This is a genomic window from Rhodoferax sp. (genome assembly GCF_044236835.1).
Taxonomy (GTDB): domain Bacteria; phylum Pseudomonadota; class Gammaproteobacteria; order Burkholderiales; family Burkholderiaceae_C; genus Allorhodoferax.
Genome location: NZ_JBIIGC010000007.1, coordinates 84,817 through 110,475 on the forward strand (window position 1 = coordinate 84,817; position 25,659 = coordinate 110,475).

24 protein-coding genes and 2 pseudogenes are annotated in these 25,659 nt (G+C 61.9%); 10 read left to right on the forward strand and 16 right to left on the reverse strand.

Annotated features, from left to right (window positions below; all coding sequences use genetic code 11):
* Window positions 1-7 precede the first annotated feature (7 nt).
* From ACILRC_RS06800 to sucC, 6 genes are all read right to left on the reverse strand, one after another.
* A complete protein-coding gene (locus ACILRC_RS06800; protein ID WP_395668602.1) occupies window positions 8-2,272 on the reverse strand; it encodes a CHASE2 domain-containing protein in 2,265 nt (754 codons plus the stop codon).
* A 5-nt stretch (window positions 2,273-2,277) separates the two neighbouring features.
* On the reverse strand, window positions 2,278-2,886 hold the full coding sequence (locus ACILRC_RS06805; protein WP_395668603.1) for an FHA domain-containing protein: 609 nt from the start codon (window positions 2,884-2,886) through the stop codon (window positions 2,278-2,280).
* A 12-nt stretch (window positions 2,887-2,898) separates the two neighbouring features.
* Complete coding sequence (locus tag ACILRC_RS06810) at window positions 2,899-3,681, reverse strand: Stp1/IreP family PP2C-type Ser/Thr phosphatase (RefSeq protein WP_395668604.1); 783 nt, start codon at window positions 3,679-3,681, stop codon at window positions 2,899-2,901.
* Window positions 3,682-3,704: 23 nt separating this feature from the next.
* Window positions 3,705-4,406, reverse strand: a complete 702-nt coding sequence (locus tag ACILRC_RS06815; RefSeq protein WP_395668605.1) for a TerC family protein — start codon at window positions 4,404-4,406, stop codon at window positions 3,705-3,707.
* A gap of 111 nt (window positions 4,407-4,517) precedes the next feature.
* On the reverse strand, window positions 4,518-5,411 hold the full coding sequence (gene sucD / locus ACILRC_RS06820) for a succinate--CoA ligase subunit alpha (protein WP_395668606.1): 894 nt from the start codon (window positions 5,409-5,411) through the stop codon (window positions 4,518-4,520).
* Between the two features lie 3 nt (window positions 5,412-5,414).
* Window positions 5,415-6,578, reverse strand: coding sequence for an ADP-forming succinate--CoA ligase subunit beta (sucC, locus tag ACILRC_RS06825; RefSeq protein ID WP_395668607.1), 1,164 nt, complete (start codon window positions 6,576-6,578; stop codon window positions 5,415-5,417).
* 226 nt (window positions 6,579-6,804) lie between these two features.
* On the opposite strand from sucC, the gene argC reads away from it, so the two are divergent.
* Window positions 6,805-7,752 carry an N-acetyl-gamma-glutamyl-phosphate reductase gene (gene argC / locus ACILRC_RS06830; RefSeq protein WP_395668608.1) on the forward strand — a complete coding sequence of 316 codons (948 nt, stop codon included), beginning with the start codon at window positions 6,805-6,807 and terminating at the stop codon, window positions 7,750-7,752.
* A gap of 150 nt (window positions 7,753-7,902) precedes the next feature.
* Here argC and recX read toward each other — a convergent pair whose 3' ends face one another.
* Window positions 7,903-8,352, reverse strand: coding sequence for a recombination regulator RecX (gene recX / locus ACILRC_RS06835; protein ID WP_395668609.1), 450 nt, complete (start codon window positions 8,350-8,352; stop codon window positions 7,903-7,905).
* A 10-nt stretch (window positions 8,353-8,362) separates the two neighbouring features.
* Complete coding sequence (gene recA, locus ACILRC_RS06840) at window positions 8,363-9,460, reverse strand: recombinase RecA (protein WP_395668610.1); 1,098 nt, start codon at window positions 9,458-9,460, stop codon at window positions 8,363-8,365.
* 143 nt (window positions 9,461-9,603) lie between these two features.
* Between recA and ACILRC_RS06845 the strand changes: the two genes are divergently transcribed.
* The 3 genes from ACILRC_RS06845 (at window position 9,604) to ACILRC_RS06855 (ending at window position 12,418) form a co-directional block, all read left to right on the forward strand.
* Window positions 9,604-10,086 (forward strand): MarR family winged helix-turn-helix transcriptional regulator, encoded by a 483-nt coding sequence (locus ACILRC_RS06845; protein WP_395668611.1) that lies wholly within the window; start codon window positions 9,604-9,606, stop codon window positions 10,084-10,086.
* Between the two features lie 132 nt (window positions 10,087-10,218).
* Complete coding sequence (locus ACILRC_RS06850) at window positions 10,219-10,893, forward strand: response regulator (RefSeq protein ID WP_395668612.1); 675 nt, start codon at window positions 10,219-10,221, stop codon at window positions 10,891-10,893.
* Between the two features lie 55 nt (window positions 10,894-10,948).
* Window positions 10,949-12,418, forward strand: coding sequence for a sensor histidine kinase (locus ACILRC_RS06855; protein WP_395668613.1), 1,470 nt, complete (start codon window positions 10,949-10,951; stop codon window positions 12,416-12,418).
* A 14-nt stretch (window positions 12,419-12,432) separates the two neighbouring features.
* On the opposite strand, the gene ACILRC_RS06860 is transcribed toward ACILRC_RS06855, so the two are convergent.
* The 3 genes and pseudogenes from ACILRC_RS06860 to ACILRC_RS06870 form a co-directional block, all read right to left on the reverse strand.
* A complete protein-coding gene (locus ACILRC_RS06860) occupies window positions 12,433-13,074 on the reverse strand; it encodes an SPOR domain-containing protein (protein ID WP_395668614.1) in 642 nt (213 codons plus the stop codon).
* A 10-nt stretch (window positions 13,075-13,084) separates the two neighbouring features.
* Window positions 13,085-13,858 carry a biotin--[acetyl-CoA-carboxylase] ligase gene (locus tag ACILRC_RS06865; RefSeq protein WP_395668615.1) on the reverse strand — a complete coding sequence of 258 codons (774 nt, stop codon included), beginning with the start codon at window positions 13,856-13,858 and terminating at the stop codon, window positions 13,085-13,087.
* A gap of 105 nt (window positions 13,859-13,963) precedes the next feature.
* Window positions 13,964-14,443, reverse strand: a pseudogene (locus tag ACILRC_RS06870) (SET domain-containing protein); the annotation flags it as partial.
* Between the two features lie 109 nt (window positions 14,444-14,552).
* Between ACILRC_RS06870 and ACILRC_RS06875 the strand changes: the two are divergent.
* Genes ACILRC_RS06875 through ACILRC_RS06890 form a run of 4 tightly spaced genes read left to right on the forward strand, consistent with a single transcriptional unit; the run spans window position 14,553 to window position 20,074 of the window.
* Window positions 14,553-17,690, forward strand: coding sequence for a DNA topoisomerase III (locus ACILRC_RS06875; RefSeq protein WP_395668616.1), 3,138 nt, complete (start codon window positions 14,553-14,555; stop codon window positions 17,688-17,690).
* 10 nt (window positions 17,691-17,700) lie between these two features.
* Complete coding sequence (locus ACILRC_RS06880; protein ID WP_395668617.1) at window positions 17,701-18,492, forward strand: hydroxyacylglutathione hydrolase; 792 nt, start codon at window positions 17,701-17,703, stop codon at window positions 18,490-18,492.
* 10 nt (window positions 18,493-18,502) lie between these two features.
* Entirely contained in the window at window positions 18,503-19,462 is a 960-nt protein-coding gene (locus ACILRC_RS06885) for a cation diffusion facilitator family transporter (RefSeq protein WP_395668618.1), read from the forward strand.
* A 21-nt stretch (window positions 19,463-19,483) separates the two neighbouring features.
* Entirely contained in the window at window positions 19,484-20,074 is a 591-nt protein-coding gene (locus ACILRC_RS06890; protein WP_395668619.1) for a lysophospholipid acyltransferase family protein, read from the forward strand.
* 61 nt (window positions 20,075-20,135) lie between these two features.
* On the opposite strand, the gene ACILRC_RS06895 is transcribed toward ACILRC_RS06890, so the two are convergent.
* From ACILRC_RS06895 to ACILRC_RS06910, 4 genes are all read right to left on the reverse strand, one after another.
* Window positions 20,136-20,732 (reverse strand): TIGR00645 family protein, encoded by a 597-nt coding sequence (locus ACILRC_RS06895; protein WP_395668620.1) that lies wholly within the window; start codon window positions 20,730-20,732, stop codon window positions 20,136-20,138.
* Between the two features lie 170 nt (window positions 20,733-20,902).
* Window positions 20,903-21,331, reverse strand: a complete 429-nt coding sequence (locus ACILRC_RS06900) for a bleomycin resistance protein (protein WP_395668621.1) — start codon at window positions 21,329-21,331, stop codon at window positions 20,903-20,905.
* A 170-nt stretch (window positions 21,332-21,501) separates the two neighbouring features.
* Window positions 21,502-21,909 carry a DUF2784 domain-containing protein gene (locus ACILRC_RS06905; RefSeq protein ID WP_395668622.1) on the reverse strand — a complete coding sequence of 136 codons (408 nt, stop codon included), beginning with the start codon at window positions 21,907-21,909 and terminating at the stop codon, window positions 21,502-21,504.
* A 351-nt stretch (window positions 21,910-22,260) separates the two neighbouring features.
* Window positions 22,261-22,746, reverse strand: coding sequence for a hypothetical protein (locus ACILRC_RS06910; protein WP_395668623.1), 486 nt, complete (start codon window positions 22,744-22,746; stop codon window positions 22,261-22,263).
* A 253-nt stretch (window positions 22,747-22,999) separates the two neighbouring features.
* On the opposite strand from ACILRC_RS06910, the pseudogene ACILRC_RS06915 reads away from it, so the two are divergent.
* A pseudogene (locus ACILRC_RS06915) lies at window positions 23,000-23,221 on the forward strand (phage integrase N-terminal SAM-like domain-containing protein); the annotation flags it as partial.
* A gap of 66 nt (window positions 23,222-23,287) precedes the next feature.
* Here the strand turns inward: ACILRC_RS06915 and ACILRC_RS06920 are convergent.
* Complete coding sequence (locus ACILRC_RS06920; protein ID WP_395668624.1) at window positions 23,288-24,178, reverse strand: M48 family metallopeptidase; 891 nt, start codon at window positions 24,176-24,178, stop codon at window positions 23,288-23,290.
* Window positions 24,179-24,240: 62 nt separating this feature from the next.
* On the opposite strand from ACILRC_RS06920, the gene ACILRC_RS06925 reads away from it, so the two are divergent.
* Window positions 24,241-25,641 carry an AmpG family muropeptide MFS transporter gene (locus tag ACILRC_RS06925; RefSeq protein ID WP_395668625.1) on the forward strand — a complete coding sequence of 467 codons (1,401 nt, stop codon included), beginning with the start codon at window positions 24,241-24,243 and terminating at the stop codon, window positions 25,639-25,641.
* Window positions 25,642-25,659 lie beyond the last annotated feature (18 nt).

Below are 25,659 nucleotides of genomic sequence, written 5' to 3' on the forward strand. Positions count from 1 at the left end.
GCGGGTCTCATTTGGTTTCGAAGCGGGTGGACCCGTCCCACTGAGGATCGACAGGTAACGATCGCCTAGAGGCTACACGTTCTGCGTAGAGTTGGTATAGGTATTTTTCGGGATACATGGCAACTAATCGGCCCAAGAGCTCACCTGCTTGGTCCCAGGCTTGGGCTCGGTAGGCAGGCACAAACTGCTCCCAGGTTGCGAGTTCGGATGTCGCATTTTGACCCATGATTTCGGTCGGCGGCTGCGGAGAGTAAATGGCCACGGCCTGATTCTTACCCTTGACCCGCACCAGGTCCAGCTCCTGCCACAGCATGCCGGGCGCGGCGTTGCGGGTGGATTCGCTGGCTACGATGTTGGCACCGTACACCGCGCACAGGCCCTCCAGACGCGATGCGAGGTTGACTGCATCGCCGATCACGGTGTAGCTGCGCCGGATATCCGATCCCATGTCGCCCACGCACATGAGGCCGGTGTTGATTCCGATGCCCATACCGATCTCTGGCAGGCCACGGGCGCGGTGGTCGGCGTTGATGCCGTCGAGCGCGCGCACCATCTCGGTGGCCGCCTGAACCGCCAACGCCGCGTGGTCGGGCGTGTCGATAGGCGCACCCCAAAAAGCCATGACGCAATCGCCCATGTACTTGTCGATGGTGCCGCGGTGCGACCGCACCACTGCGGTCAGACGGCTGAACACACCCGTCAGGAGCGCCTGCAACTGCGTGGGCTCCATGTGCTCGGACATCTTGGTGAATCCGCGCATGTCGCAAAACATCACAGTGAGCTCCCGGTTGGTCGCTTCCATGCTGTACGCATCGGGGGCTTTGACCATCTCATCGACCAGTTCCGGCGGCACGTAGGTGCCAAACAAACTGGCCAGCTCCCGCTTGGCGCGGCTTTCCACAAAATAACCAAAACTCATGTTCAAAGCAAACGCAGTGACCGCCATGGCCAGTGAAGTTGCCAGCGGCAACACCAGCCCATAGCTGCCAAAGAGCCAGAAGTTGGTGCCTGCCAACAGGGCGAGGGTGGCCATGCTCAAGGCGACGGCGCGGGCGGCGGACAGCAGCGGCAAGCCAAACGCCAGCAGCACACCGGTAAGCAAAAGGGTCAGGACTTCATAACCCATGGCGTAGTCGGGCCGCAACAGCACGTTGCCATCGAGCAAACCCGAGAGCAAATTCGCATGCGCCTCCACCCCAGGGTAGGCCTCGCCCACCGGGGTCGTGCGCAGGTCCAGCAAGCCCGGTGCGGTGGTGCCTAGCAGCACGATCTTGTCTTTCAGGCTGGCCGGAGCTAGGCGCCCGGTAAGCACATCGGCGGCTGAAACGTATGTGAAGGAGCCACCCGTGGGGCCACCTTTGCCCCGGTAGGGCACCAAGGCGGCGGCCTTTTCATCCACGGGGATGGCCAGGGTGATACCGTCCTTTTGCAGCAGCACGCGGTCCATGGCTTGGTAGGACTCCGACAGGTACTGTTCGTTACTGAAACCGGGCACGACCCGCGGCGCGCCTACCAGCATGCGAAACATGGCCAGCGCCAAGGATTCGTAGTACTGCCCCTGGTACTCGCCCAGCAAGGGTACTGAGCGCACCACGCCGTCACCATCGGTGATGGAATTGAAAAAACCTGCAACGGGCGCCGCCTGTGCCAGAGGCGCGATATTGGAGCCATAGCCCACCCAGGAGGTGCTGCGGATGGCGCGGCCTTGCAGACCATCCTCAGTCAAAACGGGCGCGGGCAGCACGCCGGTGATGGGCGCATCGGACTCGCTGGTGAAGTAGTAGCCCATCACCACCGGTCGGTTTTGCAGTGACTTGGCAAAGAGGGCGTCGTAGTCGAGGCTCGGGCGCAGTGTGTTGAGTTGACTCAGAAAAGCCGGTTGGTCTTTGAGTTCATTTTGGGCCAGTCGGTTGAGCTGGGACAAGCCCGAACTGGTATCGGCTTCGGCGAACAGCACGTCAAAGCCCAAGATAGCAATCTTTTGCTCTTCAAAAAGTACATCAACGAGCTTGGCCACTTCTTGCCGACCCCAGGGCCAGCGCCCCACCTGGGCCAAGCTTTGTTCGTCAATATCGACGATGACGATCCGTTCATCGAGCGTCTTGGGGCTGGTCGCGATCAGCCGCGCGTCATACAGGATTTGGTCTAGCCGCTCCAGCACATTGATATGCACCGCACCCATGGCATGCGCCAGTGCCAGCAGCACCGGCAGAAGCGTCAATGCAATGCGCTGCCAATGCTTGGTGATGGCGGCGACACGTGACTTTCGCATGGGGTTCAGGCGTGCAAAAACTGAATGCGGGCACCGGCTAACTCAAGCACATCGCCATGCTGCAGTGGCTGGGGATCGGTGCCCAGCGGTTCGCCGTTGAGAATGGCGCTTCCAAGGCCATCGGCAAAGTGCACCCAGTAGCCGGTGGATCGTTGAGTGATCGCTGCCACTGCTACTCCGGGCTTGCCCACGGTCGTCACCGCTTTGGTGAGCGCCACCAAGCGGCCCGCCGACGAACCCGACAAAAGCTGGATGGATGCGGCATCCCGTGGTACTCCCTCCGTCGCCGCGCTTGCCAAGCCGGGCGTTGCAACGGAGCGGCTAGCCCCATCCTCTAACCAACGAAGCTGGTATTTGCCGATGTCGATGAAGTCCCCATGCTGCAAGATTTGTTGCTTGACCGGCTTTCCGTTGACATGGGTGCCATTGGTGCTGTTGCGGTCTTCGATCAGCCCATGCGCATCCGACCACAGCAGCACCGCATGCTCCCCACTCACAGCGGGCTGATTGAGCACGATATCGTTGTGGGGGCGACGTCCAATGGTGGTCCGCTCCTTGGCAATGCGAACCTCTTGGATTGCAACGTCGTCAATAGAAACAACCAGTTTGGGCATGATCCGCTCTGATTAACATGGGCTGGCTTGCTGCCCTAGGCTGGGGTCGGGTGCAGCGCCGACCTCCACCAAGAGCACCGAGATGTTGTCCTTGCCGCCTTTTGCGTTGGCAGCGTTAACCAGCGCGCCGGCCTTGTGCTCGAGGCCCAGGGGCTGGGTGGTGATCTGGGCAATCGCCGCATCGTCAAGCATGTCCGACAGGCCGTCCGAGCACACCAGGTACATGTCGCCGGGCGCCACCGCAAAGTCATTGACCTCCAGCACGACCGACTTGTCCACGCCCAAGGCCCGGGTCACCAAGTTTCGGATTCTGGAATGCACTGCCTGTGCCGGGCTGATCAATCCCGCGTCCAGGCGATCCTGCAGCAACGAATGGTCGCGGGTAATGCGCTCAAGCGTGCCCCCACGCAAGCGGTAGCAGCGCGAGTCGCCGATGTGTCCCACCCAAAACACGCCCGCATGGAACACGCCCACCACCACGGTGGTACCCATGCCGGCATATTGCGCATTGGCGTGCGCAGCGTCGTACACCGCGCGGTTGGCTTGGTCGACGCTGGCTTGCATGGCACGGCGCACCTCGCTTCCTTGGGCCATGACACCGACCGATGCGAGCCATGTGCTCAGAGACTCCAATATGGTGGCCGTGGCCATGCCACTGGCGACTTCACCCGCGTTGTAGCCGCCCATGCCATCGGCCAACACCAGGCTGCTGGTTTGCGCATCAAACACAACTGCGTCCTCGTTGTTGGCCCGGGTCCGACCGGTGTCGGTGCGTGCGCAAAAGTGGTACTGCATGGCGGGTGGTGACAGGTTAAAGGTCAGTGCGCCAAACGCTGCGCGCGCCGCTGCAGCAGCTTGCCAATGCCGAGCACCAGCAGGGCACCGGCCACGCCACAGCTGTATTTCACCACCGCGGTTTGGGGCACCCATGCGGCCACAGCCGGGTCACTTTGCGCCATGGTGCCTGCAATCCAGCCCAAAAGCATGCCGCCCACGGTGATGATGATAGGGAAGCGGTCCATCAGTTTGAGCACCAGCTGGCTACCCCAAATGATGATGGGGATGCTGACCAGCAGGCCAAAAATCACCAATGGCAACTGGTGCTGGCCACCGGCCTCGGTGGCTGCGCCCGCGATGGCGATCACGTTGTCAATACTCATCACCAAATCGGCCACGATCACCGTCTTGACTGCGGCCCACAGCTTGTCGCTGCCTTGGATGTTGGCGTGGTCGTCGTCCCCGCCCGGGGCCAAGAGCTTGACCCCAATCCAGACCAGCAGCAAGCCACCCACAAGCTTCAGAAAAGGCACTTGCAACAAGGTCAGGGCAAACGCAATCAGCACCACCCGCAGAAAGATCGCACCGGCCGTACCCCACAGAATCCCTTTGGTACGCAAATGGGGTGGCAGCTGGCGGCAGGCCAGCGCGATCACCACCGCGTTGTCGCCACCCAGCAGGATGTCGATCATGATGATCTGGCCCACGGCGACCCAAAAATGCGCTGTCAGAAACTCTTCCACGGAAATCCCTCCATTCGGGTGCGCGGCACCCCAAAAACGGCAAAGCCGGATGACCCCATGGGACGTCCGGCTTATCAGTGTACGGCAGGCCAACGGCCTGCAATCGGCGCCCTAGAGCAGCGCTTTGAGCAGGCGCGCCATCTCAGACGGGTTGCGGGTGACCTTGAAGCCACACTCCTCCATCACTGCCAGCTTGGCGTCTGCCGTATCGGCGCCGCCGGAAATCAAAGCACCAGCGTGGCCCATGCGCTTACCGGCCGGCGCGGTCACACCGGCGATGAAGCCCACAATCGGCTTCTTCATGTTGGCTTTGCACCAGCGTGCGGCCTCGGCCTCGTCGGGTCCGCCGATTTCACCAATCATGATCACCGCGTCGGTGTCAGGGTCGTCGTTGAAGGCCTTCATCACGTCGATGTGCTTGAGACCGTTGATGGGGTCGCCGCCGATGCCGACTGCCGAGGACTGGCCCAAGCCGATTTCGGTCAACTGCGCAACCGCTTCATAGGTCAGCGTGCCCGAACGGGACACGACGCCAATGCGGCCTTTGCGGTGAATATGGCCGGGCATGATGCCGATCTTGATTTCATCGGGCGTGATCAGGCCGGGGCAGTTCGGTCCAAGAAGCAGCGTTTTTTTGCCGCCCGCAGCTTCCTTGGCACGCATGCGGTTGCGCACTTCCAGCATGTCGCGCACGGGGATGCCTTCGGTAATGCAAATGGCCATGTCCAGGTCGGCTTCCACCGCTTCCCAAATGGCGGCTGCCGCGCCTGCTGGCGGCACATAAATCACCGACACGGTGGCGCCGGTTTGTGTGGCGGCTTCCTTGACGGAGGCGTAGATTGGGATGTTGAAGATGGACTCGCCGGCCTTCTTGGGGTTCACACCCGCCACGAAGCAGTTTTTGCCGTTGGCGTATTCCTGGCACTTTTCGGTGTGGAACTGGCCGGTCTTGCCGGTGATACCTTGGGTGATGACTTTGGTGTCTTTGTTGATGTAGATGGACATGTTTTAACCTTTCACCGCTTTAACCGCTGCCTGTGCTGCCTCTGCCATGGTGTCCACCGAAATGATCGGCAGGCCGCTGTCTGCCAGCATTTTCTTGCCCAGGTCTTCGTTGGTACCCTTCATCCGCACGACCAGGGGCACATTGAGGTTGGTGGCCTTGCAAGCGGTGATGATGCCGGTGGCAATCGTGTCGCACTTCATGATGCCGCCGAAGATGTTGACCAAAATGGCCTTGACCTTGGGATTCTTGAGCATGATCTTGAAGGCTTCGGTCACCTTCTCGGGGGTGGCACCGCCGCCCACATCCAAGAAGTTGGCCGGCTCTGCGCCGAACAACTTGATGGTGTCCATGGTGGCCATGGCCAAGCCAGCGCCATTGACTAGGCAGCCGATGTTGCCGTCCAGGCTGATGTAGGCCAGGTCAAACTTAGAGGCTTCCACTTCGGCCGGATCTTCTTCGTCCAGGTCGCGGTAGGCCACGATCTCGGCGTGGCGAAACAAGGCGTTGGAGTCAAAGTTGAATTTGGCGTCCAAGGCTTTGATGTTGCCGTTGCCTTCCAAAATCAAGGGGTTGATTTCAACCAGCGCGGCGTCGGTGTCCATGTAGCACTTGTAGACCTTTTGCAGCACATCCACTGCCTGCGCGGTGGAACCGGTGGGAACACCGATGGCGTCGGACAATTTCTTGGCTTGCGCATCGGTCAGGCCCAAGGCCGGGTCAACGATTTCGGTGATGATTTTTTCCGGCGTGTCGTGGGCCACCGCTTCGATGTCCATACCGCCTTCGCTGGACACAATCATCGCCACGCGCTGCGATGCGCGGTCGGTGACAGCGGAGACGTAATATTCTTTCTTGATATCGGCACCGTCTTCGATCAAGAGCCTACGCACCTTTTGGCCCTCGGCACCGGTTTGGTGGGTCACCAGTTGCATGCCCAGGATTTCACCGGCCAGTTGTTTGACTTCTTCGATCGAGCGGGCGAGTTTGACGCCACCACCTTTGCCGCGCCCACCTGCGTGGATCTGGGCCTTGACCACCCACACCGGGCCGCCCAATTTTTGGGCCGCTTCGACCGCTTCCTGAACAGTGAAGGCAGGAATGCCGCGTGGCACCGGGATGCCGACTTGGCGCAGAAGCTCTTTGCCTTGGTACTCGTGAATCTTCATAACATCTCTCTAGAGGCTGGACAATGTTTGCCACGCAGCGAGGAGGACCCTCCCACGCATGGCCCGGGGGCGCATCAGGGCGGGACTGTATCATGCTGCAGCGCGGAAAACTTGGTCCAGACTTACAGGGCAGCGCCCTGTGACTGGGCCCCAAATGGGCTTCCAAATTGGCTGTTTGGAGCCCGCCCACCACAGCGTTTGCAGACCCCTTGTTGGAGCCCAACCAATGAAAAAAATCTTTATCGACGGCGAGGCAGGAACCACGGGGCTGCAGATCCGCCAACGGCTACAAATGCGCCACGACATCACCCTGCTAAGCATCGACCCCGACCTGCGCAAAGACGCCCAAGCCAAACGCGCGCTGATGGCCCAGGCCGACCTGGTCGTACTTTGCCTGCACGATGACGCTGCGGTGGAGTCCGTCGCAATGATCGATGCACTGGCAGGCAGCAGCGCAACCCACGGCGGGCCCGGACCCAAAGTCATCGACGCCTCCACTGCCCACCGCACGGCGCCGGGCTGGGTCTACGGTTTTCCTGAACTGGCGAGCGGCCAACGCGATGCCGTGGCCCAGGCCCGCCGGGTGGCCAACCCCGGCTGCTACGCCACCGGTGCGATTGCGCTCATTCGTCCACTGGTGGATGCAGGCCTGTTGCCGAAGGACTTTGCCGTCTGCCTGCCCTCCATCAGCGGCTATTCGGGCGGTGGTCGCGCCATGATGCAGGCCTACGAGAGCGGCAACGCGCCGCCGATGGAGCTGTACGCGCTGGGCCTCAAGCACAAGCACATCCCTGAAATCATGCGCTACACCGGCCTGACGTGCCGGCCCCTGTTCGTGCCTTCGGTGGGCAACTTTGCACAAGGCATGCTGGTGCAGATGCCCCTGCACCTGGATCTGCTGCCCGGGCGCCCCAGCGCGCATGACCTGCACGCTGCTCTGGAGCGTCACTACGCGGGCAGCACCTGGGTGACGGTCGAGCCACCCACAGCCGACCTGAAACTCGACGCCGTGGCGCTGGCCGACACCAACAGCATGGAGCTGCGCGTCTTTGGCAACGATGCCACCCAAGACGGTTTTGCCCACGCGGTTTTGGTGGCTCGCTTAGACAACCTGGGCAAAGGCGCCAGCGGCGCCGCAGTGCAGAACCTGGAACTGATGCTGGGCTTGGTGTAGGGGACCGCCCCAAGCGGTGGCCGGATTGGATACTGCCTCAGGGCACCATTGAAAACCCCGTTCGCCCTGAGCTTGTCCAAGGGTTGTCCCAGCCAAGTCAAGGACTTCGACAGGCGTAGTCTGAACCGATTAAGGTAATGCAGAGAGTCCCTAATCGTCTTCTGCGCCCGACACCACTTTCTGGACCGTGTCACCGCCAAACCCGCGGCTGACCAAAAACCGCATCTGTTTGCCGCGCTCGGCGGCGTCTGCGGGTGGCGCTCCAAACTTTTTGCGCCAAATGGCGCGAGCGCGCTCGACCTCGCTGCCGCGCAAAGCCCACACCGCCTGTGCCACCGCCTCAGGCTCCAGCCCTTTGGCTTGCAGCTCCTGCCGGATGCGCGCCGCCCCCAGCTTGGCGCTGCGCCGGTGCACCACCGAATCGACCACACGACCTTCGTTGATGAAGTCTTTGGCCGCCAGCCCATCGAGCACTTTGGCCAAGGTGCCCGGTGTCTCTTCAAACCGCGCGAGCTTACGTTCCAACTCGGCACGTGAATGCTCGCGCTGGCTCAGCAGGCGCAGCGCGCGGGCGGTAAGCGAAGGTGGTGTGCCGGCCATGGGCGCAGGCTTACTCCGCCTTGTCGGCCTTGTCGGCTTTGTCAGCCTTCTTCACCTTGGCCTTGGCCTCGGGCTCAGCAACCGGCAACAAGGGAATGCCCAAGGATGCGCGCACCTTGTTTTCAATCTCCACCGACAGGTCGGGGTTCTCGCGCAGAAACTCGCGCGCGTTGTCGCGGCCCTGGCCGATTTTTTCGCCCTGGTAGGCGTACCAAGCACCCGACTTTTCAAGAATGTTCGCATTCACGCCCATGTCGATGATTTCGCCATGGCGGCTGATGCCTTCGCCAAACAAGATATCGAACTCGGCCGTCTTGAACGGTGGCGACACCTTGTTTTTGACCACCTTGACCTTGGTCTCGTTGCCAATCGCGTCGTCGCCTTTTTTGATGGTGCCCGTGCGCCGGATGTCCAAGCGCACCGAGGCGTAGAACTTGAGCGCGTTACCGCCGGTGGTGGTTTCGGGGGAACCGAACATCACACCGATCTTCATGCGGATTTGGTTGATGAAGATGACCATGCAGTTGGTCTTCTTGATGTGCGCCGTCAGCTTGCGCAGCGCCTGGCTCATCAGCCGCGCCTGCAGTCCGGGCAGGCTGTCGCCCATTTCGCCTTCCAGCTCGGCCTTGGGCGTGAGCGCCGCCACCGAGTCCACCACGATCAAATCCACCGCGCCCGAGCGCACCAGGCTGTCAACGATTTCTAGCGCCTGCTCGCCGGTGTCGGGTTGGCTGATCAACAGGTCTTGCAAGTTGACGCCCAGCTTTTGGGCGTACTGGATGTCCAGCGCATGCTCGGCGTCCACAAAAGCGCACTGGCCGCCTTGCTTTTGCATCTCGGCGATCACTTGCAGCGTCAGCGTGGTTTTGCCCGAGGACTCCGGGCCGTAGATTTCCACCACCCGGCCGCGCGGCAGGCCGCCAACGCCCAAAGCAATGTCCAGCCCCAGCGAGCCGGTGGAGACCACCTGAATGTCTTCAATCACCTCGCCTTCGCCCAGGCGCATGATGGTGCCCTTGCCGAACTGTTTCTCGATTTGGGCCAGTGCCACTTGCAGCGCCTTCGCCTTTTCACTGTTGGCGGCCATGCCTTTAACGGGTGCGTCCATGAAAATCTCCTTAAAAATCAACGGGTTAAAACTTATGCAGGCTCTGCAATTAATTACAGGCTGGATGCTTGACCAGTAGTTTATCTCTGGGTATCGAAATCCGTAAACAGTTTTTTTAGTCAGTTTGCTTTACCATTTGGACCATGGATTCTGCCGCCCCCAACCCGACCGATCCCTGGCGTGAAAGCCACTTGGGCCACTGGCTGCGCCGCGCCAGCGAGCAGTTCGAAGCGCGGGTGCTGGCCTGCATGGCGCACGACCCCGGTGTGCCGCTGGGTTTATCCAACCTCGCGGCACGCGCACAGCTGGGCGCAGCACACATCCACATCACCCGGCATTTGCCCGAATCGGGTGCGCGCTTGACCGAGCTGGCCCAGCGCGCAGGCATGAGCAAGCAGGCCATGGGGGCGCTGGTCACACAGTGCGAAGCCTGGGGCATGATCACGCGTGCGGGCGACCCCAGCGACGCCCGCGCGCGTCGCGTGGTGTTCACCGCCACGGGTCTGGCGTGGCTGGCAGCCTACCAAGCCGCCGTGGCGCAGACCGAGGCCGAACTGCGCGCAGCCATTGGCAACGAAGTTGCCACCGTGGTGCTCTTGGGCCTAGAGGCCTACGTGGGCGCCTGAGTCGTAGCCGCAGCCTTGCGGCGGTGTGCCGCGTGGGGCCAACCCACGCCGCCCCCGGGTAAACGGGGGGTCTAGCCAGCCCCTCAGGCGCAAAGTGCAGGCCTAGAATGCCGCGAGACCCAGGAGACAAAGATGCGGATTTTGATTGCAGAAGACGATCAGGTGCTCGCCGACGGCCTGCTGCGCGCGCTGCGCAGCGCCGGTGCCGCTGTGGACCATGTTGCCAGTGGCACCGAAGCGGACGCTGCCCTGATGACCAACACCGAGTTTGACCTGCTGATCCTGGACCTGGGCCTGCCCAAGATGCACGGCCTGGAGGTGCTCAAAAAGCTGCGCGGGCGAGGCTCGGCCTTGCCGGTGCTGATCCTCACCGCAGCAGACAGCGTGGACGAGCGCGTCAAGGGCCTGGACTACGGCGCCGACGACTACATGGCCAAACCCTTTAGCCTCCAAGAACTCGAAGCCCGGGTGCGCGCGCTGGTGCGCCGTGGCATGGGCGCATCCAGCAGCAGCATCAAGCACGGACCACTCACGTACGACCAAGCCGGTCGGGTGGCCACCATCGACGGCAAGATGGTCGAGCTGTCCGCGCGTGAACTCGGCCTGCTGGAGGTGCTGCTGCAACGCGCCGGCCGCCTGGTCAGCAAAGACCAGTTGGTCGAGCGCTTGTGCGAATGGGGCGAAGAAGTCAGTAACAACGCCATCGAGGTCTACATCCACCGCCTTCGCAAGAAGATCGAAAAAGGCCCCATCCGCATTGCCACAGTGCGCGGCCTGGGGTACTGCCTGGAAAAGATCCAGCCTTGATCGGCGGTGTGTGGTCCGTGCAACGTCGCCCCTTCGCCCGCGCGCTGCCTGACGCATGAAGATTTTTCAGCGTGAGCAGCGGTCTTTGTTCGGGGAAATCCTGGACTGGATGCTGACGCCTTTGCTGCTGTTATGGCCTATCAGTCTGGTGCTGACCTGGTTGGTGGCGCAGGGCATTGCGGGCAAACCATTTGACCGGGCGCTGGAGTACAACGTGAATGCGCTGGCGCAGCTCATCACCATCCAGCACCAACGCGCGCAGTTCGTGCTGCCCCTGCCCGCGCGCGAGTTGCTGCGCGCCGACGAGACGGACTCGGTGTATTTCCAAGTGCTGGGGTCGGGTGGCGAGTTCTTGGCAGGCGAGCGCGGCCTGCCCCTCCCCACCGACGAGGACAAGGTACCCGCGGGCGTGGTGTTCATGCGCGACGCGGAGTTTCAAGGCACCGAACTCAAGGTTGCCTACATGTGGGTGCGCCTGGGGTTGCCCGACGCAGGGCCTGCCCTGGTCCAGGTGGCCGAGACCATGGACAAGCGCTCGGTACTGGCCACCGAGATCGTCAAGGGCGTGATGCTCCCGCAGTTTGTGGTGCTTCCCTTGGCGGTGCTATTGGTCTGGCTGGCACTTGTGCAGGCGATCAAACCACTGAACCGGCTCGAGGAGCGTATCCGTGCACGCAAACCCGACGACCTGAGCCCACTGGACGCCGAGGCGGTGCCCATGGAAGTAGTGCCCTTGGTGGCCTCGGTCAACGACCTGCTGATGCGGCTCAAGGAATCCATTGCCACCCAAAAACGCTTTCTGGCCGATGCAGCGCACCAGCTCAAAACGCCGCTGGCAGGGCTACGCATGCAAGCTGACCTGGCGCAGCGCGAAGGCGGCAGCGCAGAAGACCTCAAACAGTCGCTGCGACAAATCGGGCGCTCCAGCATCCGCGCCACCCACACCGTCAACCAACTGTTGGCTTTGGCACGCGCCGAGAGCAGTGGCACGGCACTCAACCATCAGCCTTGCGACCTGGCCCGATTGACCATGGAGGTAGTCCGCGATTGCGTCCCGCGCGCGATGGAAAAACACATCGATGTGGGCTACGAGGGCGCGCAACCCGGCGCAGTGGGTACCGAATTGCAGGGCAACGCCACCTTGCTCAAGGAGCTGGTGCGCAACTTGGTGGACAACGCCATCAACTACACGCCATCGCAAGCGGACAGACCCGGCGTCATCACCGCGCGGGTGCTGGTCGACCCGTTCAGCCGGGCGCTGGTGCTGCAGGTAGAGGACTCGGGCGTGGGCATCACGGCGGCGGAAAAGGAACTGGTGTTCCAGCCGTTTTATCGCGCGCTGGGCAACGAGGCCGATGGTTCGGGACTGGGCTTGCCCATCGTGCTGGAGATTGCCCGCCAGCACCGCGCTGAGGTCAGCCTCGAAGACAGCCGCCCCGGGCAAACGCCGCCCGGAACCTGTTTCACCGTCCGGTTTTCTGCCAGCGACGGGCCGGTCGAACCTGCGGCGTCAACCCCGCAGTAAGCGGTGCGCCAACCTTAGGGGCAGGCTTGCAGCTCGGTCTCTCCCAGGGCTTGGCGCACCGGGCCAAGTTGGGCCAAGAGAGAACTTGGCAGAGCGGCCAGTCGAAGCTGCTGGGTCTGCATCGGCTCACGCTCGCGTAGCACCCGCGCGGTGCGCAGGCCACGCTGGGCAAGCTGGGCCATATGGGCCTGCGCTTGCGCTTGGCTGTCGAAGGTGCCCAGGGACAAACCGGGCTCCAAGTCTGGGTTGGACAAGGGCTCCGTACGCATGCCCAAAGCAGCCAGCTCCGCCCGTTTTTTGGCCAGGGCCTGTGGGTTGGCAAACTTGCCCAGGTACACCACCCAGCGCGCCGATTGCGTGACGGTCTCAAATACCCAAGACCCAGGGGGCAATGCGGCCTCCAGCGCCAGGCGCAAAGTGTCCAACTGCGCAGCCTCCAAGGGCCCGGCGAGCAAACACTGTTTCGAGGCTTGCTCTTGCACGCTTTGAAACTCAGTGGCGGAGAGAAGCCGCAAAGCATCAGGCGCAACCTGCTGCGCCACGCGCTGGGGCTCGCGCTGTGTTGCCGGTGCCATACCCAGCCCGATGAGCAGCTGCTGGCTCCATGCAAAGTACGCCACGTTGGCAAGAAGCAAGGCAAACAAAAGCAAACGCATGGTGGAGGCGCTAGGGAGAGTCCGTCGGTGTGGCCGGTCGCACGCTGACTTCGGCACTGCGGATTTTCAGGGGGCCGCTCGCAGTATGCACCAGCAAGGCACCAGCCTCGTCCACGCCCCCTGCGGTGCCGACAGTGCCATCGCTGCACTCTACTGCGCGTCCCAGCAAATGGTCCCGCGCGGTAAAGGCCGGGCGCAGGGGCGCAAACAACTGGTGCTCAAACGCCAGCACATCGCGCACCAGCGGTGCCACTACCTGCTCCAGCACACTGGCAGCGGTGGCTGCGGGCAGCAACTCTGCCAAGGCCGCTGGTGGGGTACGCAAGCCCTCCGCGGGAACTGGTTCGATATTGATGCCCACGCCCACCACCGCATAACGCTGCACGCCGACCTGCGCAGTTTCAATCAAGATACCGGCCAGCTTGCGGTCCCCCAGCCAGATGTCGTTGGGCCACTTGAGCTTGAGCGACGGGTGCAGGCTGCGAGCCAGCGACACACCCACCGCCAAGGAGAGGCCCGACCAATCGGCAGGCGCGAGGGCCATGCCCAACGAGAAGGCCAGCGTGCGGTGGTCGCCCGAGGTATCGCTGTGCCAACTGCGGCCCAAGCGGCCGCGCCCGGCCGTCTGGCGCTCGGCCACCAGCAGTACCGGTGCGGCCTGCCCGGCGCGGGCGCGGCGCATCAGTTCGGTGTTGGTGGAGTCGATCTGCGACAGGATCTCAACGGTAAATCCTGGCAAGCCGGGGGCGACTTGCTCCCAAATCGCTTCAGCGGGCCAGTGCACGGTGGAACTCCCTCAGGCTGGGCTCAAGCAAGGTGTCTGCCAACACCGCTCCGTGGGCACGCTGCGCCGCCCTAGGTGCGCCCGACGTGCGGTGGCCAGGACTCATTTCTTGGGCGCAAGTAAGGTCTTGCGGCAAGTGGCCGCGCCACACCAACAGGGGTACTCGGCCTTGAGCTTCTTGGTGTAGGGCGCGTCGATGATCAGGCCGTAGTCGTAGTTCAACTCCTCGCCAGCACGGATGTTGCGCAAGGCCTTGATGAAGACGCGGCCACCCTCTTCTTCAGCCTCGCAATTGGCCTCGCAGGCGTGGTTGATCCAGCGCGAGGAGTTGCCGCCGTACAGCGCGTCAATCACACGCTCCTCGTCGATGTGGAAATAAAAAGTGTGGTTGGGATCGTCGGGGTTGTGCGGGTGGCGGTCTTGCGCTTCGCGCCAGGTGATGACTTCGCCTACGTACTCAATGATGGTCTCGCCCTCGGCGATGTCTTGCAGCGCAAACACGCCTTTGCCATGCACCCCGGAGCGGCGGACCTGGATGCGGCGCCCGGTCTGGGGCGTGGAAGATTTCCGTGCGTTTTTGGCCACGTTTCAAAAGTTTGGTATGGTGAATCGTATGGGCGCGCATGTGCGTGCCTGCGTGTGCGCTTGCGCGCTTGCCCGTGTGTGCGCCCGCGAGAAATTGGATTGTAGTCAGATGAAAACCGCAGATTCCACCCTCAAAAACGGTCCAGCCAAGACCCTGGTCATTGCAGAAAAACCTTCGGTGGCCCAAGACATCGTGCGTGCGCTCACCCCGCTTGTGGGCAAGTTCGACAAGCACGACGAGTACTTTGAAAGCGACACCTACGTGGTCTCCAGCGCAGTGGGCCATTTGGTGGAAATCCAGGCGCCGGAGGCGTTTGACGTAAAACGCGGCAAATGGAGCTTTGCGCACCTGCCGGTCATCCCGCCGCACTTTGAATTGAAGCCGGTGGACAAAACCAAGACGCGCCTGAACGCGGTGGTCAAACTCGCCAAGCGCAAGGACGTCGACAAAATCGTCAACGCCTGCGACGCGGGCCGAGAGGGCGAACTGATCTTCCGGCTGATCGAACAGTACGCGGGCGGCGCCAAGCCGCTGGGCAAACCGGTGTCGCGTCTGTGGCTGCAGAGCATGACGCCGCAAGCCATTCGCGACGGGTTTTCCCATCTGCGCACCAACGCCCAAATGCAGCCGCTGGCCGACGCCGCACGCTGCCGCTCCGAAGCCGACTGGCTGGTGGGCATCAACGGCACCCGGGCCATGACGGCCTTCAACTCGCGCGACGGTGGATTCTTTTTGACCACCGTAGGCCGGGTGCAGACGCCGACCCTGAGCGTGGTGGTGGAGCGTGAAGAACAAATCCGCAAATTCATCAGCCGCGACTATTGGGAAATCCACGCCAACTTCGCCGCACACGCAGGCACCTACCCGGCAAAGTGGTTTGATCCTAAGCACAAGAAAGATGCCGAGGACGGCGAGAAGAAGGCCGACCGCGTCTGGAGCCAACGCGAAGCCCTGGCCATTGCCGAAGCGGTGCGCGGCCAAAACGCCAGCGTGACGGAAGAGAGCAAGCCGACCACCCAAGCCAGCCCGCTGCTGTTTGACCTGACCAGCCTGCAGCGGGAGGCCAACGGCAAGTTTGGCTACTCCGCCAAAACCACGCTGTCGATTGCACAAAGCCTGTACGAACGCCACAAGGCACTGACCTACCCACGTACCGACTCGCGCGCGCTGCCCGAAGACTACCTGCCGGTGGTCAAGCAAACCTTCGAGATGCTGGCCGACAGCGGCATGCGCCACCTCGCACCGCATGCGCTGACCGCGCTCAACGGCAACTACATCAAGCCGACCAAGCGCGTGTTTGACAACGCCAAGGTGTCGGACCACTTCGCCATCATCCCGACGCTGCAGGCGCCCAGTGGCTTGTCGGAAGCCGAGCAAAAGGTGTACGACTTGGTGGTGCGCCGCTTCATGGCGGTGTTCTTCCCGAGCGCGGAATACCAAGTCACGACCCGTGTTACTACTGTTACCCCCACGCTTGCCGCTGCGCGTGCTGCGCTGCCCCCCGAGGGGGCCAATTTTCCTAGGGGCGGCCCGTCGGAAAATTCAGCCGCAAGCCACAGCTTCAAAACCGAAGGCAAGGTGCTGGTCAAACCCGGCTGGCTGGCCATTTATGGCAAGGAAGCGGCCGATGAAGTGGCCGACGCCAAAGATGGCGACAAGGGCCAAAGCCTGGTACCGGTGCAGCCGGGCGAAACAGTGCACACCGAATCGGTGGACGCCAAGGGCCTCAAAACCCGCCCTCCCGCCCGCTATTCAGAGGCGACTCTGCTGGGCGCCATGGAAGGCGCAGGCAAGACCGTGGAAGACGACGAACTGCGCGAAGCCATGCAGGAAAAAGGCTTGGGCACACCGGCCACGCGCTCGTCCATCATCGAAGGCTTGATCGCCGAAAAATACATGCTGCGAGAAGGCCGCGAGCTCATTCCCACCGCCAAGGCGTTTCAGCTGATGACGCTGCTGCGCGGCCTGGGCGTGGAGGAGCTGTCCAAGGCGGAGCTCACCGGTGAGTGGGAGTACAAACTGGCGCAAATGGAGCAAGGCAAGCTGCGCCGCGAAACCTTCATGGCCGAGATTGCCGCCATGACCGAGCGCATGGTGAAGAAGGCCAAGGAATACGACCGCGACACCATCCCCGGTGACTACGCCACGCTGGCTGCGCGCTGCCCCAACTGCGGCGGCATCGTCAAAGAAAACTACCGCCGCTATACCTGCACCGGCGCATCCGGCACCAGTGAAGGCTGCGGCTTCTCGTTTGGCAAATCGCCTGCCGGGCGCACCTTTGAGCTGGCCGAGGTGGAGCAGTTTCTACGCGACAAAAAAATCGGGCCGCTGGAGGGCTTTCGCTCCAAGGCGGGTTGGCCGTTCACCGCCGAGATGGTCATCAAGTTCGATGACGAAACCAAGAACTACAAACTCGAGTTCGACTTCGGCGACGATAAGGCCGGTGAAGACAGCGGCGAGCTGATCGATTTCTCGGCCCAGACTTCTTTGGGCGCCTGCCGCAAATGCGGTGCCTTGGTGTACGAGCATGGCAAAAACTATGTCTGCGAAAAGTCCCTTCCCACGCTGGCGCAGCCCACACCGAGCTGCGACTTCAAGAGCGGCCAGGTCATCTTGCAGCAGCCCATCGAGCGCACACAAATGAGCAAACTGCTGGAGACTGGCAAGACCGATTTGCTCGACAAGTTTGTCTCCATGCGCACCCGGCGCGCCTTCAAGGCGATGTTGGTGTGGGACGAAGCAGCGGGCAAGGTGAACTTTGAGTTTGCGCCCAGCAAGTTCCCGCCGCGCAAACCGGCTTACAAAGCTGCGGGCACAAGTACCACGGCCAAAGCCTCCGCCAAAACGCCTGCAGCGAAGAAGGCTGCCAGTGGGGTGGCTGACAAAGCGCCGGCCAAAAAGGTGCCCAAGAAGGCCGCCAAGGCCACGCCCACCAAGACCGCACCTGCCAAGACCGCAAAAGCCACTGCCGCGAAGTCCGCTTCCGCCAAACCGAAAGCACCCCGCGCCACCACCGCCGCCAGTGGCAAGCTGCCCAGTGCCGCATTGGCCGCAGTGATTGGTGCGGCGCCGGTGGCCCGCACCGAGGTGATCAAAAAGCTGTGGGACTACATCAAAGCCAACGGCTTGCAAGACGCCACCAACAAGCGTGCCATCAACGCCGACGCCAAACTGCTGGCGGTGTTTGGCAAACCGCAGGTGACGATGTTTGAGCTTGCAGGCATTGCCGGCAAGCACCTGAGCTAAGGGATTGGCCGTGCTGGTGGAGCGCATCTGGACAGGCAACGCCCTGCGCAACTACAACTACCTGGTGGCCTGCCCGAAGACTGGCGAGGCGCTCGCCATCGACCCGCTGGACGCCGCCCAGTGCCTGCACCGCGCCAAGGTACGCGGCTGGCACATCACCCAGCTGCTCAATACCCACGAGCACGCCGACCACACCGGTGGCAACGCGGCCGTGGTGGCTGCCACCGGCGCCAAGGTGATTGCGCACCACAAGTCGGGCGGACGTATCGCGCATGTCGACCGCGGAGTGCAAGCGGGAGACACCATCAAGGTGGGCAAAACCGTGGAGCTCGAATGCCTTGACACACCGGGCCACACCCTGTGCCACATCTGCCTGCTGGCCCACACCGACGAGCCGGCGCTGTTCTCCGGTGACACGCTGTTCAACGCCGGTGCAGGCAACACCCATAACGGTGGCGATACCGCGCTGCTGTTCAAGACTTTTGATGAACAACTCTCCCGCCTGCCGGGCAACACGCGTCTGTTTGCAGGGCACGACTACCTGGTCAACAACCTCAAGTTCACGCTTTCGCGCGAGCCTGACAACGCGCACGCGCAGGCCCTGCTGCAGGCGGTGGCTGGCCAAGACGGTGACGCCGCACCCGTGACCACGCTGCAGCAAGAAAAGGAGCACAACACCTTCTTTCGACTCGACCAGCCACGCTTGATTGCCAAACTGCGCGAGAGCGTGCCAGACCTCGCTGAGGACCCCAGCGCACAGGACGTTTTTGTCGCGCTGCGCACCCTGCGCAACCGGTGGTAGGCTAGGCCGTATGCAGTTCACGGGCATCGACGACGACTCCGAACACGCCAGCCACTCGGTGGCAGAGCGCGCAAAGGCCGCGTCGCGCAGCACCTGGGTGAGCGTGGGCGTCAACCTGGTGCTGTCGGTGGTGCAAATCGTGGTGGGCACGCTATCCAAGTCGCAAGCCCTGGTGGCTGACGGACTGCATTCGCTCTCGGACTTGGTGTCGGACTTTGTGGTGCTGTTTGCCAGCCACCACGCCAAAAAAGACGCCGACGCCGACCACCCCTATGGCCACCAGCGTTTTGAGACCGCCGCCTCGCTGGCACTGGGCGCGATTTTGCTGGGTGTGGGCCTGGCCATGGTGTGGGCCGCGCTGCAAAAGCTGGAGTCGCCCCAAACCATTGCCACGGTGCATGCCTCGGCGCTGTGGGTGGCGCTGGGCGCCATCGCGGCCAAAGAGCTGCTGTTTCAGTACATGCTGCGTGTTGCCAAGGCGGTCAAGTCCAGCATGCTGGTGGCCAATGCCTGGCATGCCCGCTCGGACGCAGCCTCCTCGCTGGTGGTCAGCATCGGCCTGATCGGCAACCTGGCGGGCTACCCGCTCTTGGACCCAATTGCCGCGCTGATTGTGGGCTTCATGGTTGGCAAGATGGGCTGGAACTTCGGCTGGGACGCTATGCACGACCTGATGGACCGCGCGGTGGACGACGCCGAGGTGCAAGCCATACGCCAGACGCTGGCCGCCACCCCCGGCGTGGTGGGCGTGCACGATGTGCGCACCCGCAAAATGGGCGACATGGTGGTGGTGGATGCCCACATCGAAGTGGATGCCGACATCACCGTCGAAGCTGGCCACAACATTGCAGTGGCGGCCCGCCAGGCGGTCATGCTGCGCCACCGCGTGCTCAACCTCATGACCCATGTGGACCCAGCGCACCGCCCCGACCAAGACCACGAACCGGCGCGCCAAGCCGCGCTGCCCTGACCCCACCCTCCCCACTGTTGCATGCACCGAACTATTTTTGACACGCCCGTCGTCAACACGGTGCTGCGCGCCCTGTCGGTAAGTTTCCTCAAGCTGACCGGCTGGCAGGTGCAGGGCAGCCTGCCCGCCGATTGCCACAAATCGGTGTTCATTGCCGCACCGCACACCAGCAACTGGGATTTGCCCTACACCCTGATGGTGGCGTTTGCGCTGCGCCTCAACATTTACTGGATGGGGAAAAACCAGCTCTTCAAGCCCCCGTTTCGCGCGGTGATGATGTGGCTGGGCGGCATTCCGGTTCAGCGCGACAGTGCCAACAACCTGGTGGCCGCTTCGGTGGAGGCCATTGAAGCAGCCGACGGGCCCCTGCAGCTGGTGGTGCCACCCGAGGGCACGCGCAGCAAGGTGCGCTATTGGAAAACCGGTTTTTATTACATCGCCGTGGGTGCCAAGGTGCCCATCGTGATGGCCTACATGGACTACGAAAAAAAGATCAGCGGGCTGGGGCCAGTGTTCCATCCGAGCGGGGACATTGATGCCGACATGGTGGCGATCAAGGCGTTCTACGCGCAGTTCAAGGGAAGAAACGCCAGCCAGTTCAGCGCCGAATAAGCAGGGGCGCGGCGCACCACGGCCCGGCAGGAGGCGGCGCAGTCAGTTCCAGCACGCCAGGTCAGTGCCCGTTGGGATGTGCAGCGCTTAACAGCTTGTCGGTGTACGCAATCGCAATGGCGCTGAACAAAAACGCCACATGGATGATGGTTTGCCACATCAAGACCTTCTCGTCGTAATTGGCGGCGTTGATGAAGGTTTTGAGTAGGTGGATGGAGCTGATGCCGATGATGGCCGTGGCCAGCTTGACCTTGAGCACCGAAGCATTCACATGGCTGAGCCACTCGGGCTGATCGGGGTGGCCGTCCAGGTCCATGCGTGACACGAAGGTTTCGTAGCCGCCGACGATCACCATGATGAGCAGGTTGGAGATCATCACCACATCAATCAGCGCCAGCACCACCAGCATGATGATTGTCTCGTTGAGCTGCGACACCACCACATCCGACTTGTAGCCAATACTGCGCACCAACGCCTGCACCGCCGCCTCGCTGCCAAAGGCCGCTTCAAGCAAATGCACCAGCTCCACCCAAAAGTGAAAAACATACACGCCCTGCGCCGCAATCAGACCGATGTAGAGCGGCAACTGCAGCCAGCGGCTGGCAAAAATAAACCGGGGCAGGGGGCGCATGGTTGCGCGGGAACGGGGGTCGGTCATGGCGGCTCGGTGGTGGGCTCGGGTCGGCGCATTGTAGGGACGGGCCGTGACAGACGGTGCCAGCCTAACGCCTGGCGCCCCATGCTGCCGGTCAGCCCCCGCCCGCCGTCTACCCCCTGGGCCACGAGCGGCTCTTTATCGAACAAGTAAGCAGTCGCTCAACGTGCGAGTCAGGCCACAACACGCCGGCCCAAATACTGCGCGAAGCGCATCAGGTAGCCATCGGGGTCTTGTACGAGGAACTCACGCTGACCCTCTTCGGCTTGCTTCGAGACAGCGTACCAAGTGTCCTGAATCTCGCGGAAAGGAAAGAACCCTAGACCGCGCAAAGACGAAAGCGTCATTTCTGCATCGATGACCTCGACCTGAAAGTTGATTCCGCGCCCGAGCGGTCTGTCGAGCGGTTCGATGTTCCAGCCGTCAGGATGTAGCTGTTCAAGCATGAGCTGGGCTTGCCCCATCTCAATATAGGCAAACGGCGGTTCATCGCGTTGGAAGCGCACCGAAAACCCAACAGATGTGTAGAAGAGTAGCGACCTCTGGAGGTTCGTTACCGTGAGTTCGGGAACCAGCGGGCTCCAGTATTCGTTGTCAGCCATATGTGCAGGGGTGATGAATACGCGGCTTAACCAATGAAAGGGACTTCCCTGTCCCAAGCGAGCCGCGACCCGTAGGGGTTGCGGTTGTCGGCAACACAGTGCCACGATGCAGAGGTGAATTTTTTCATCAACTCAACGGTTGAGTGGAAGGGGAAGTCCAGCTAGAGGGGTTAGGCGCCGCTTCGCTGAGCATCAACGCGGGTTGGTGGAAAACGCCACCATGCCCATGCCACCACGGCACCGAAGGCGGTGTAAAGGAACGCGAACACCCACAGGGGCGCTTGGTAGTAGAGCAGCCGCTGAACCCAGTACTCGATGAAACTGCGTTCATAGCCAAATTCTCCAGCCCGCACCCGAAGCGCGGACTCTAGTTCTGTCAGGGCGCAGTGCTGCCCAAGCCAAGCCTGCAACACGACGACACCGATTGCGAGCAGGTGAGCCGAACGAAACCAGAACTTGTTTACCCAGGCCCAGCCGCGCCAGTTGCCGACAAGAATGGCCGGCAAGCTGAGCACGACGAAGAGGACAACCGCGAAGTGCAACAGAAGAACGGCGTTGGCAAGGGCTTGGTAGGGCACGGCGGTTGTTGGGCGAGGCCTAGCAAATGAAAAAGGCTTCCCCGTCCCACGCGTGCCGTGACCCATAGGGGTTGCGGTTGTCGGCAATCAAGTGCAACGATGGAGGGGCGAATCTATTCATCAACTCAACTGTTGAGCGGAAGGGGAAGTGATGGCAATCGTAACGGTTGGCCTAGCACCGGCTCATCTTCAAGGCTGAAGGCAAGGCTCATGAAAGAAAAACATCACCAGAGCTGCTTGATGAAACAGGGAGTCCCACTAGAGGGGTTAGGCTTCACTACGCGGAATACTGCTTGATCTAGCGAATGAGTTCCCTTCATCTGATGCGGATTCATTTCTTGGCACTCTGATTCAGAACTTAATGCCTTCGAACACTACTGTGGAAACCTTGCTTGTGTCTTTGGGGAATGAAACACTCACAATTCGCTCATCAAGATTTGAAGTCCCGGAAAGATGGTAGATGTGAGTAGTATGTGCGGGTGGACCAATCATTTCTCGACGCTTCATTGAATCAGGAAAAGTCGGGTGATTTTGTCGTGCGTGGAATGTTGCTTCTAGTTCTGCGAGCAACTGTTCAGCCTCTTCTTTGGATAAATGAAATGTAGCCACGAGTTTGGAGTCAAAGAGTTGGCCGCAGGTCACACTTTCCAAATCAATTGCGTTGGGCAATTTCTCGATGAAGTATCCACGGATTGCTTTCTCTTGAACATCACGAAGACTCTTGCCGAAACCAAAATCACAGGGTCCTCCTAGCGCAAAACCGACTTCGAAGGGCTTACTAGCGAACAAAAGCAAAGCAAGAAATAAAGAAAATAGCACTGTCCCGATGGTCTTCATGCTTCATTCGCCAAATATGCTGGTCAGAACACCGCGCGGTGCAGAGAAAGTCTTGAAGGTGTGCTTAAGGAGTAGGAAGCACGCATGATTGTCGAGGACCACTGCGAAAATGGGGCCAACGTAATTTAAGTAGCAAAACCTGCTCCAAAAGTCGGGCGCTGCTCCATAAGTTGGTCATGTCTCCCTCCGCAAAGTGGCTGGCAGCTTGGCTCAGCGCTCAATATACCTTTGAATGTAGAGCCATAAAAGCTCTGTGAAACCCAGGACCCTTGCGCTGCAGTCCACCCGGATTTTGGTCCAGCTGCGCGAGCGTATTCGAACCATGCACTATCGCCTCAGCACCGAGCAGGTGTACGTCTATTGGGCTCGCTTCTTCATCCGCTGGTCGGGCAACGGCAGTGCGATGCGACACCCGCGTGACATGGGTGCCCGTGAAGTAAAGGCGTTTTTGACGCACCTCGCCATCGACCGCAACGTATCCGCATCTGCCGGAACTACTGGCGCAAACGCAAGGCGAAGTCGCGCTCATAGCCCGGTTGCTTTATGGCACGGGCTTACGCCTAGCCCGCTCGTACAGCGGCATCACCTTGGGCAGGTTGGCCTCGATATCGGCAATACGGCTGTTGCCCGAGGGATGGGTAGAGAGCCACTGCGGCGGCGCGCCTTTGCTGGCGGCGGCCATTTTTTGCCACAGGGTGACGCCGGCGCGCGGGTCAAAGCCGGCGCGGGCGGCCAGTTCCATGCCGACCAAGTCGGCCTCGGATTCGTCAGAGCGGCTGAACCTCAGGGTAAGCAGCTGCGCGCCGTAGTTGGTAGCCATCTGGCCAATGTCCCCCAAGCCCAGCAGCTGGCCCAACAAGTTGGCGCCCAGGCCGGTGGCGGCGGTCTTGCCCATGCGCTCGCGGGCGTGCTCGCGCAGGGCGTGGGCCATTTCGTGGCCCATCACCATGGCCACCTCGTCGTCGGTGAGTTGGAGGCTGGTCAGAATCCCGGTGTAGAACACGATCTTGCCGCCGGGCATGCAAAACGCGTTGCGCTTGGGGGACGCGATCAGGTTGACCTCCCACTTCCACTGCCGGGTGCGGTCGTTCCAGGGCGCGGCAAACGGGATGATGCGCTGTGCGATCGCGCGCAGGCGTTTGAGCTGCGGGTCCTGCGCTGGCACCAGCGCTTGGTTGGCAGCGGCTTCGCGCAACAGCGCTTGGTACTGCTGCTGCGACGCCTGCTCAATCTCGCTGGCGCTGACCAGCTTGCTAAAGGCGGAGTTACCACCTACATCCACCCCCTCGCGTTCGCCCTCGCGAACCTGCGCGTGGCTGGCACCGACCCAGGTCCACTGCGCTGCCAGCGCTAAGAGCGCCAACAGCAGCGCGCGGACCCAGCGGGCGCTGGCGCCCGCGCGGCGGTTGGAAGGCGTAAAGGGCAGCGGCATGCAACAAGTTCCTCCAGGGTCACGCCGCCGGATGCGGCGGGGGTGGCAGGTATTATTCCCCGATGGCATTAGCACCCCAAGCGGCTCCCACAACGCCCCCGACAAAGGCATGGACGCAGGCGTGGCGCGTGTACCTGGAGCCCGCGTCCTTGCGCATGCTGTCCTTGGGTTTTTCTGCGGGCTTGCCCTTGCTGCTGGTGTTTGGCACGCTGAGTTTTTGGCTGCGCGAAGCCGGGGTGGACCGCAGCACCATCGGATTTTTGAGCTGGGTCGGTCTGGCCTACGCCTTCAAGTGGACCTGGTCGCCCTTGGTGGACCGCATGCCGATACCGCTGCTCACCCGCTGGCTGGGGCGCAGGCGCAGTTGGCTTTTGGTGTCGCAAACAATCATCGTGCTGGGCCTCAGCAGCATCGCGCTGACCGACCCCAAGGTGGCGCTGTCCACCATGGTGTGGTGTGCCATTGCGGTGGCCTTTGGCTCGGCCACGCAGGACATTGCGCTCGATGCCTTTCGTATCGAATCGGGCGATGCCGAGCACCAGGCCGCACTGGCAGCAAGCTACCTGGCCGGCTACCGGCTGGCCATGATTTGGGCCGGCGCCGGTGCTTTGTGGATTGCTGCCTGGGCCGAGGGTGGATTCGCAGTCGCCGACGCGGGCGCCGCAGCTTCCGCTGCCACCTACCAACCCGGCGCCTGGACCGTGGCCTACTTGGCCATGGCCGCCAGCATGCTGCCGGGGATGCTGACCGTGCTGTGCTCCAAAGAGCCCGCGCCACGGCCCATCCCCCCGTCCAAAAACGCCGCCGAGTGGTTGCGAGGCGCGCTGGTCGAGCCGTTTGCCGACTTCTTGGGCCGCTACCGCTGGCACGCGGCGCTGCTGCTGGCGCTGATCGCCACCTACCGCATCAGCGATGTGGTGATGGGCATCATGGCCAACCCGTTTTATGTGGACATGGGCTACACCAAAGCCGAGGTGGCCACCGTCACCAAGGTGTACGGCGTGGTGATGACGCTGGTGGGCGCGTTTGCCGGCGGCGTGCTGGCGCTGCGCCTGGGCGTGATGCGGGTCTTGATGCTGGGCGCGTTGCTCAGCGCTGGCACCAACTTGCTGTTCGCCTGGCTGTCCACCCAGGGCCACGATGTCACCAAACTCATGGTGGTGATTTCGGCCGACAACCTGGCCGGCGGCATTGCCACCAGCGCGTTTGTGGCCTACCTGTCCTCGCTCACCAACGTCAACTACTCGGCCACCCAGTACGCATTGTTCAGCTCCATGATGCTCTTGCTGCCCAAGCTGGTGGCGGGCTACTCCGGGGTCTTTGTGGATGCCTTCGGCTACGTCCACTTTTTCACCAGCACCGCCTTGCTGGGCGCGCCGGTGCTGCTGCTGGTGTGGCTGGCCTCGCGGGTCAAGACGCAAACAGGTACCCCACAAGTGACTGGCCCTGCTTCACCCGAGTGAATGCACGCCACGCGTGCG

Excerpts from the sequence above, each read along its gene's own strand:
- ACILRC_RS06900 (WP_395668621.1), bottom strand. The coding sequence starts at position 21,331 with ATGGCTGACAACGAATACTGGAGCCCGCTGGTTCCCGAACTCACGGTA.
- ACILRC_RS06845 (WP_395668611.1), top strand. The coding sequence starts at position 9,604 with ATGGATTCTGCCGCCCCCAACCCGACCGATCCCTGGCGTGAAAGCCAC.
- argC (WP_395668608.1), top strand. The coding sequence starts at position 6,805 with ATGAAAAAAATCTTTATCGACGGCGAGGCAGGAACCACGGGGCTGCAG.
- ACILRC_RS06850 (WP_395668612.1), top strand. The coding sequence starts at position 10,219 with ATGCGGATTTTGATTGCAGAAGACGATCAGGTGCTCGCCGACGGCCTG.
- ACILRC_RS06800 (WP_395668602.1), bottom strand. The coding sequence starts at position 2,272 with ATGCGAAAGTCACGTGTCGCCGCCATCACCAAGCATTGGCAGCGCATT.
- sucC (WP_395668607.1), bottom strand. The coding sequence starts at position 6,578 with ATGAAGATTCACGAGTACCAAGGCAAAGAGCTTCTGCGCCAAGTCGGC.
- ACILRC_RS06895 (WP_395668620.1), bottom strand. The coding sequence starts at position 20,732 with ATGACCGACCCCCGTTCCCGCGCAACCATGCGCCCCCTGCCCCGGTTT.
- ACILRC_RS06860 (WP_395668614.1), bottom strand. The coding sequence starts at position 13,074 with ATGCGTTTGCTTTTGTTTGCCTTGCTTCTTGCCAACGTGGCGTACTTT.
- ACILRC_RS06910 (WP_395668623.1), bottom strand. The coding sequence starts at position 22,746 with ATGAAGACCATCGGGACAGTGCTATTTTCTTTATTTCTTGCTTTGCTT.
- ACILRC_RS06885 (WP_395668618.1), top strand. The coding sequence starts at position 18,503 with ATGCAGTTCACGGGCATCGACGACGACTCCGAACACGCCAGCCACTCG.
- sucD (WP_395668606.1), bottom strand. The coding sequence starts at position 5,411 with ATGTCCATCTACATCAACAAAGACACCAAAGTCATCACCCAAGGTATC.
- ACILRC_RS06925 (WP_395668625.1), top strand. The coding sequence starts at position 24,241 with ATGGCATTAGCACCCCAAGCGGCTCCCACAACGCCCCCGACAAAGGCA.
- recA (WP_395668610.1), bottom strand. The coding sequence starts at position 9,460 with ATGGACGCACCCGTTAAAGGCATGGCCGCCAACAGTGAAAAGGCGAAG.
- ACILRC_RS06810 (WP_395668604.1), bottom strand. The coding sequence starts at position 3,681 with ATGCAGTACCACTTTTGCGCACGCACCGACACCGGTCGGACCCGGGCC.
- ACILRC_RS06920 (WP_395668624.1), bottom strand. The coding sequence starts at position 24,178 with ATGCCGCTGCCCTTTACGCCTTCCAACCGCCGCGCGGGCGCCAGCGCC.
- ACILRC_RS06890 (WP_395668619.1), top strand. The coding sequence starts at position 19,484 with ATGCACCGAACTATTTTTGACACGCCCGTCGTCAACACGGTGCTGCGC.
- ACILRC_RS06805 (WP_395668603.1), bottom strand. The coding sequence starts at position 2,886 with ATGCCCAAACTGGTTGTTTCTATTGACGACGTTGCAATCCAAGAGGTT.
- ACILRC_RS06875 (WP_395668616.1), top strand. The coding sequence starts at position 14,553 with ATGAAAACCGCAGATTCCACCCTCAAAAACGGTCCAGCCAAGACCCTG.
- ACILRC_RS06855 (WP_395668613.1), top strand. The coding sequence starts at position 10,949 with ATGAAGATTTTTCAGCGTGAGCAGCGGTCTTTGTTCGGGGAAATCCTG.
- recX (WP_395668609.1), bottom strand. The coding sequence starts at position 8,352 with ATGGCCGGCACACCACCTTCGCTTACCGCCCGCGCGCTGCGCCTGCTG.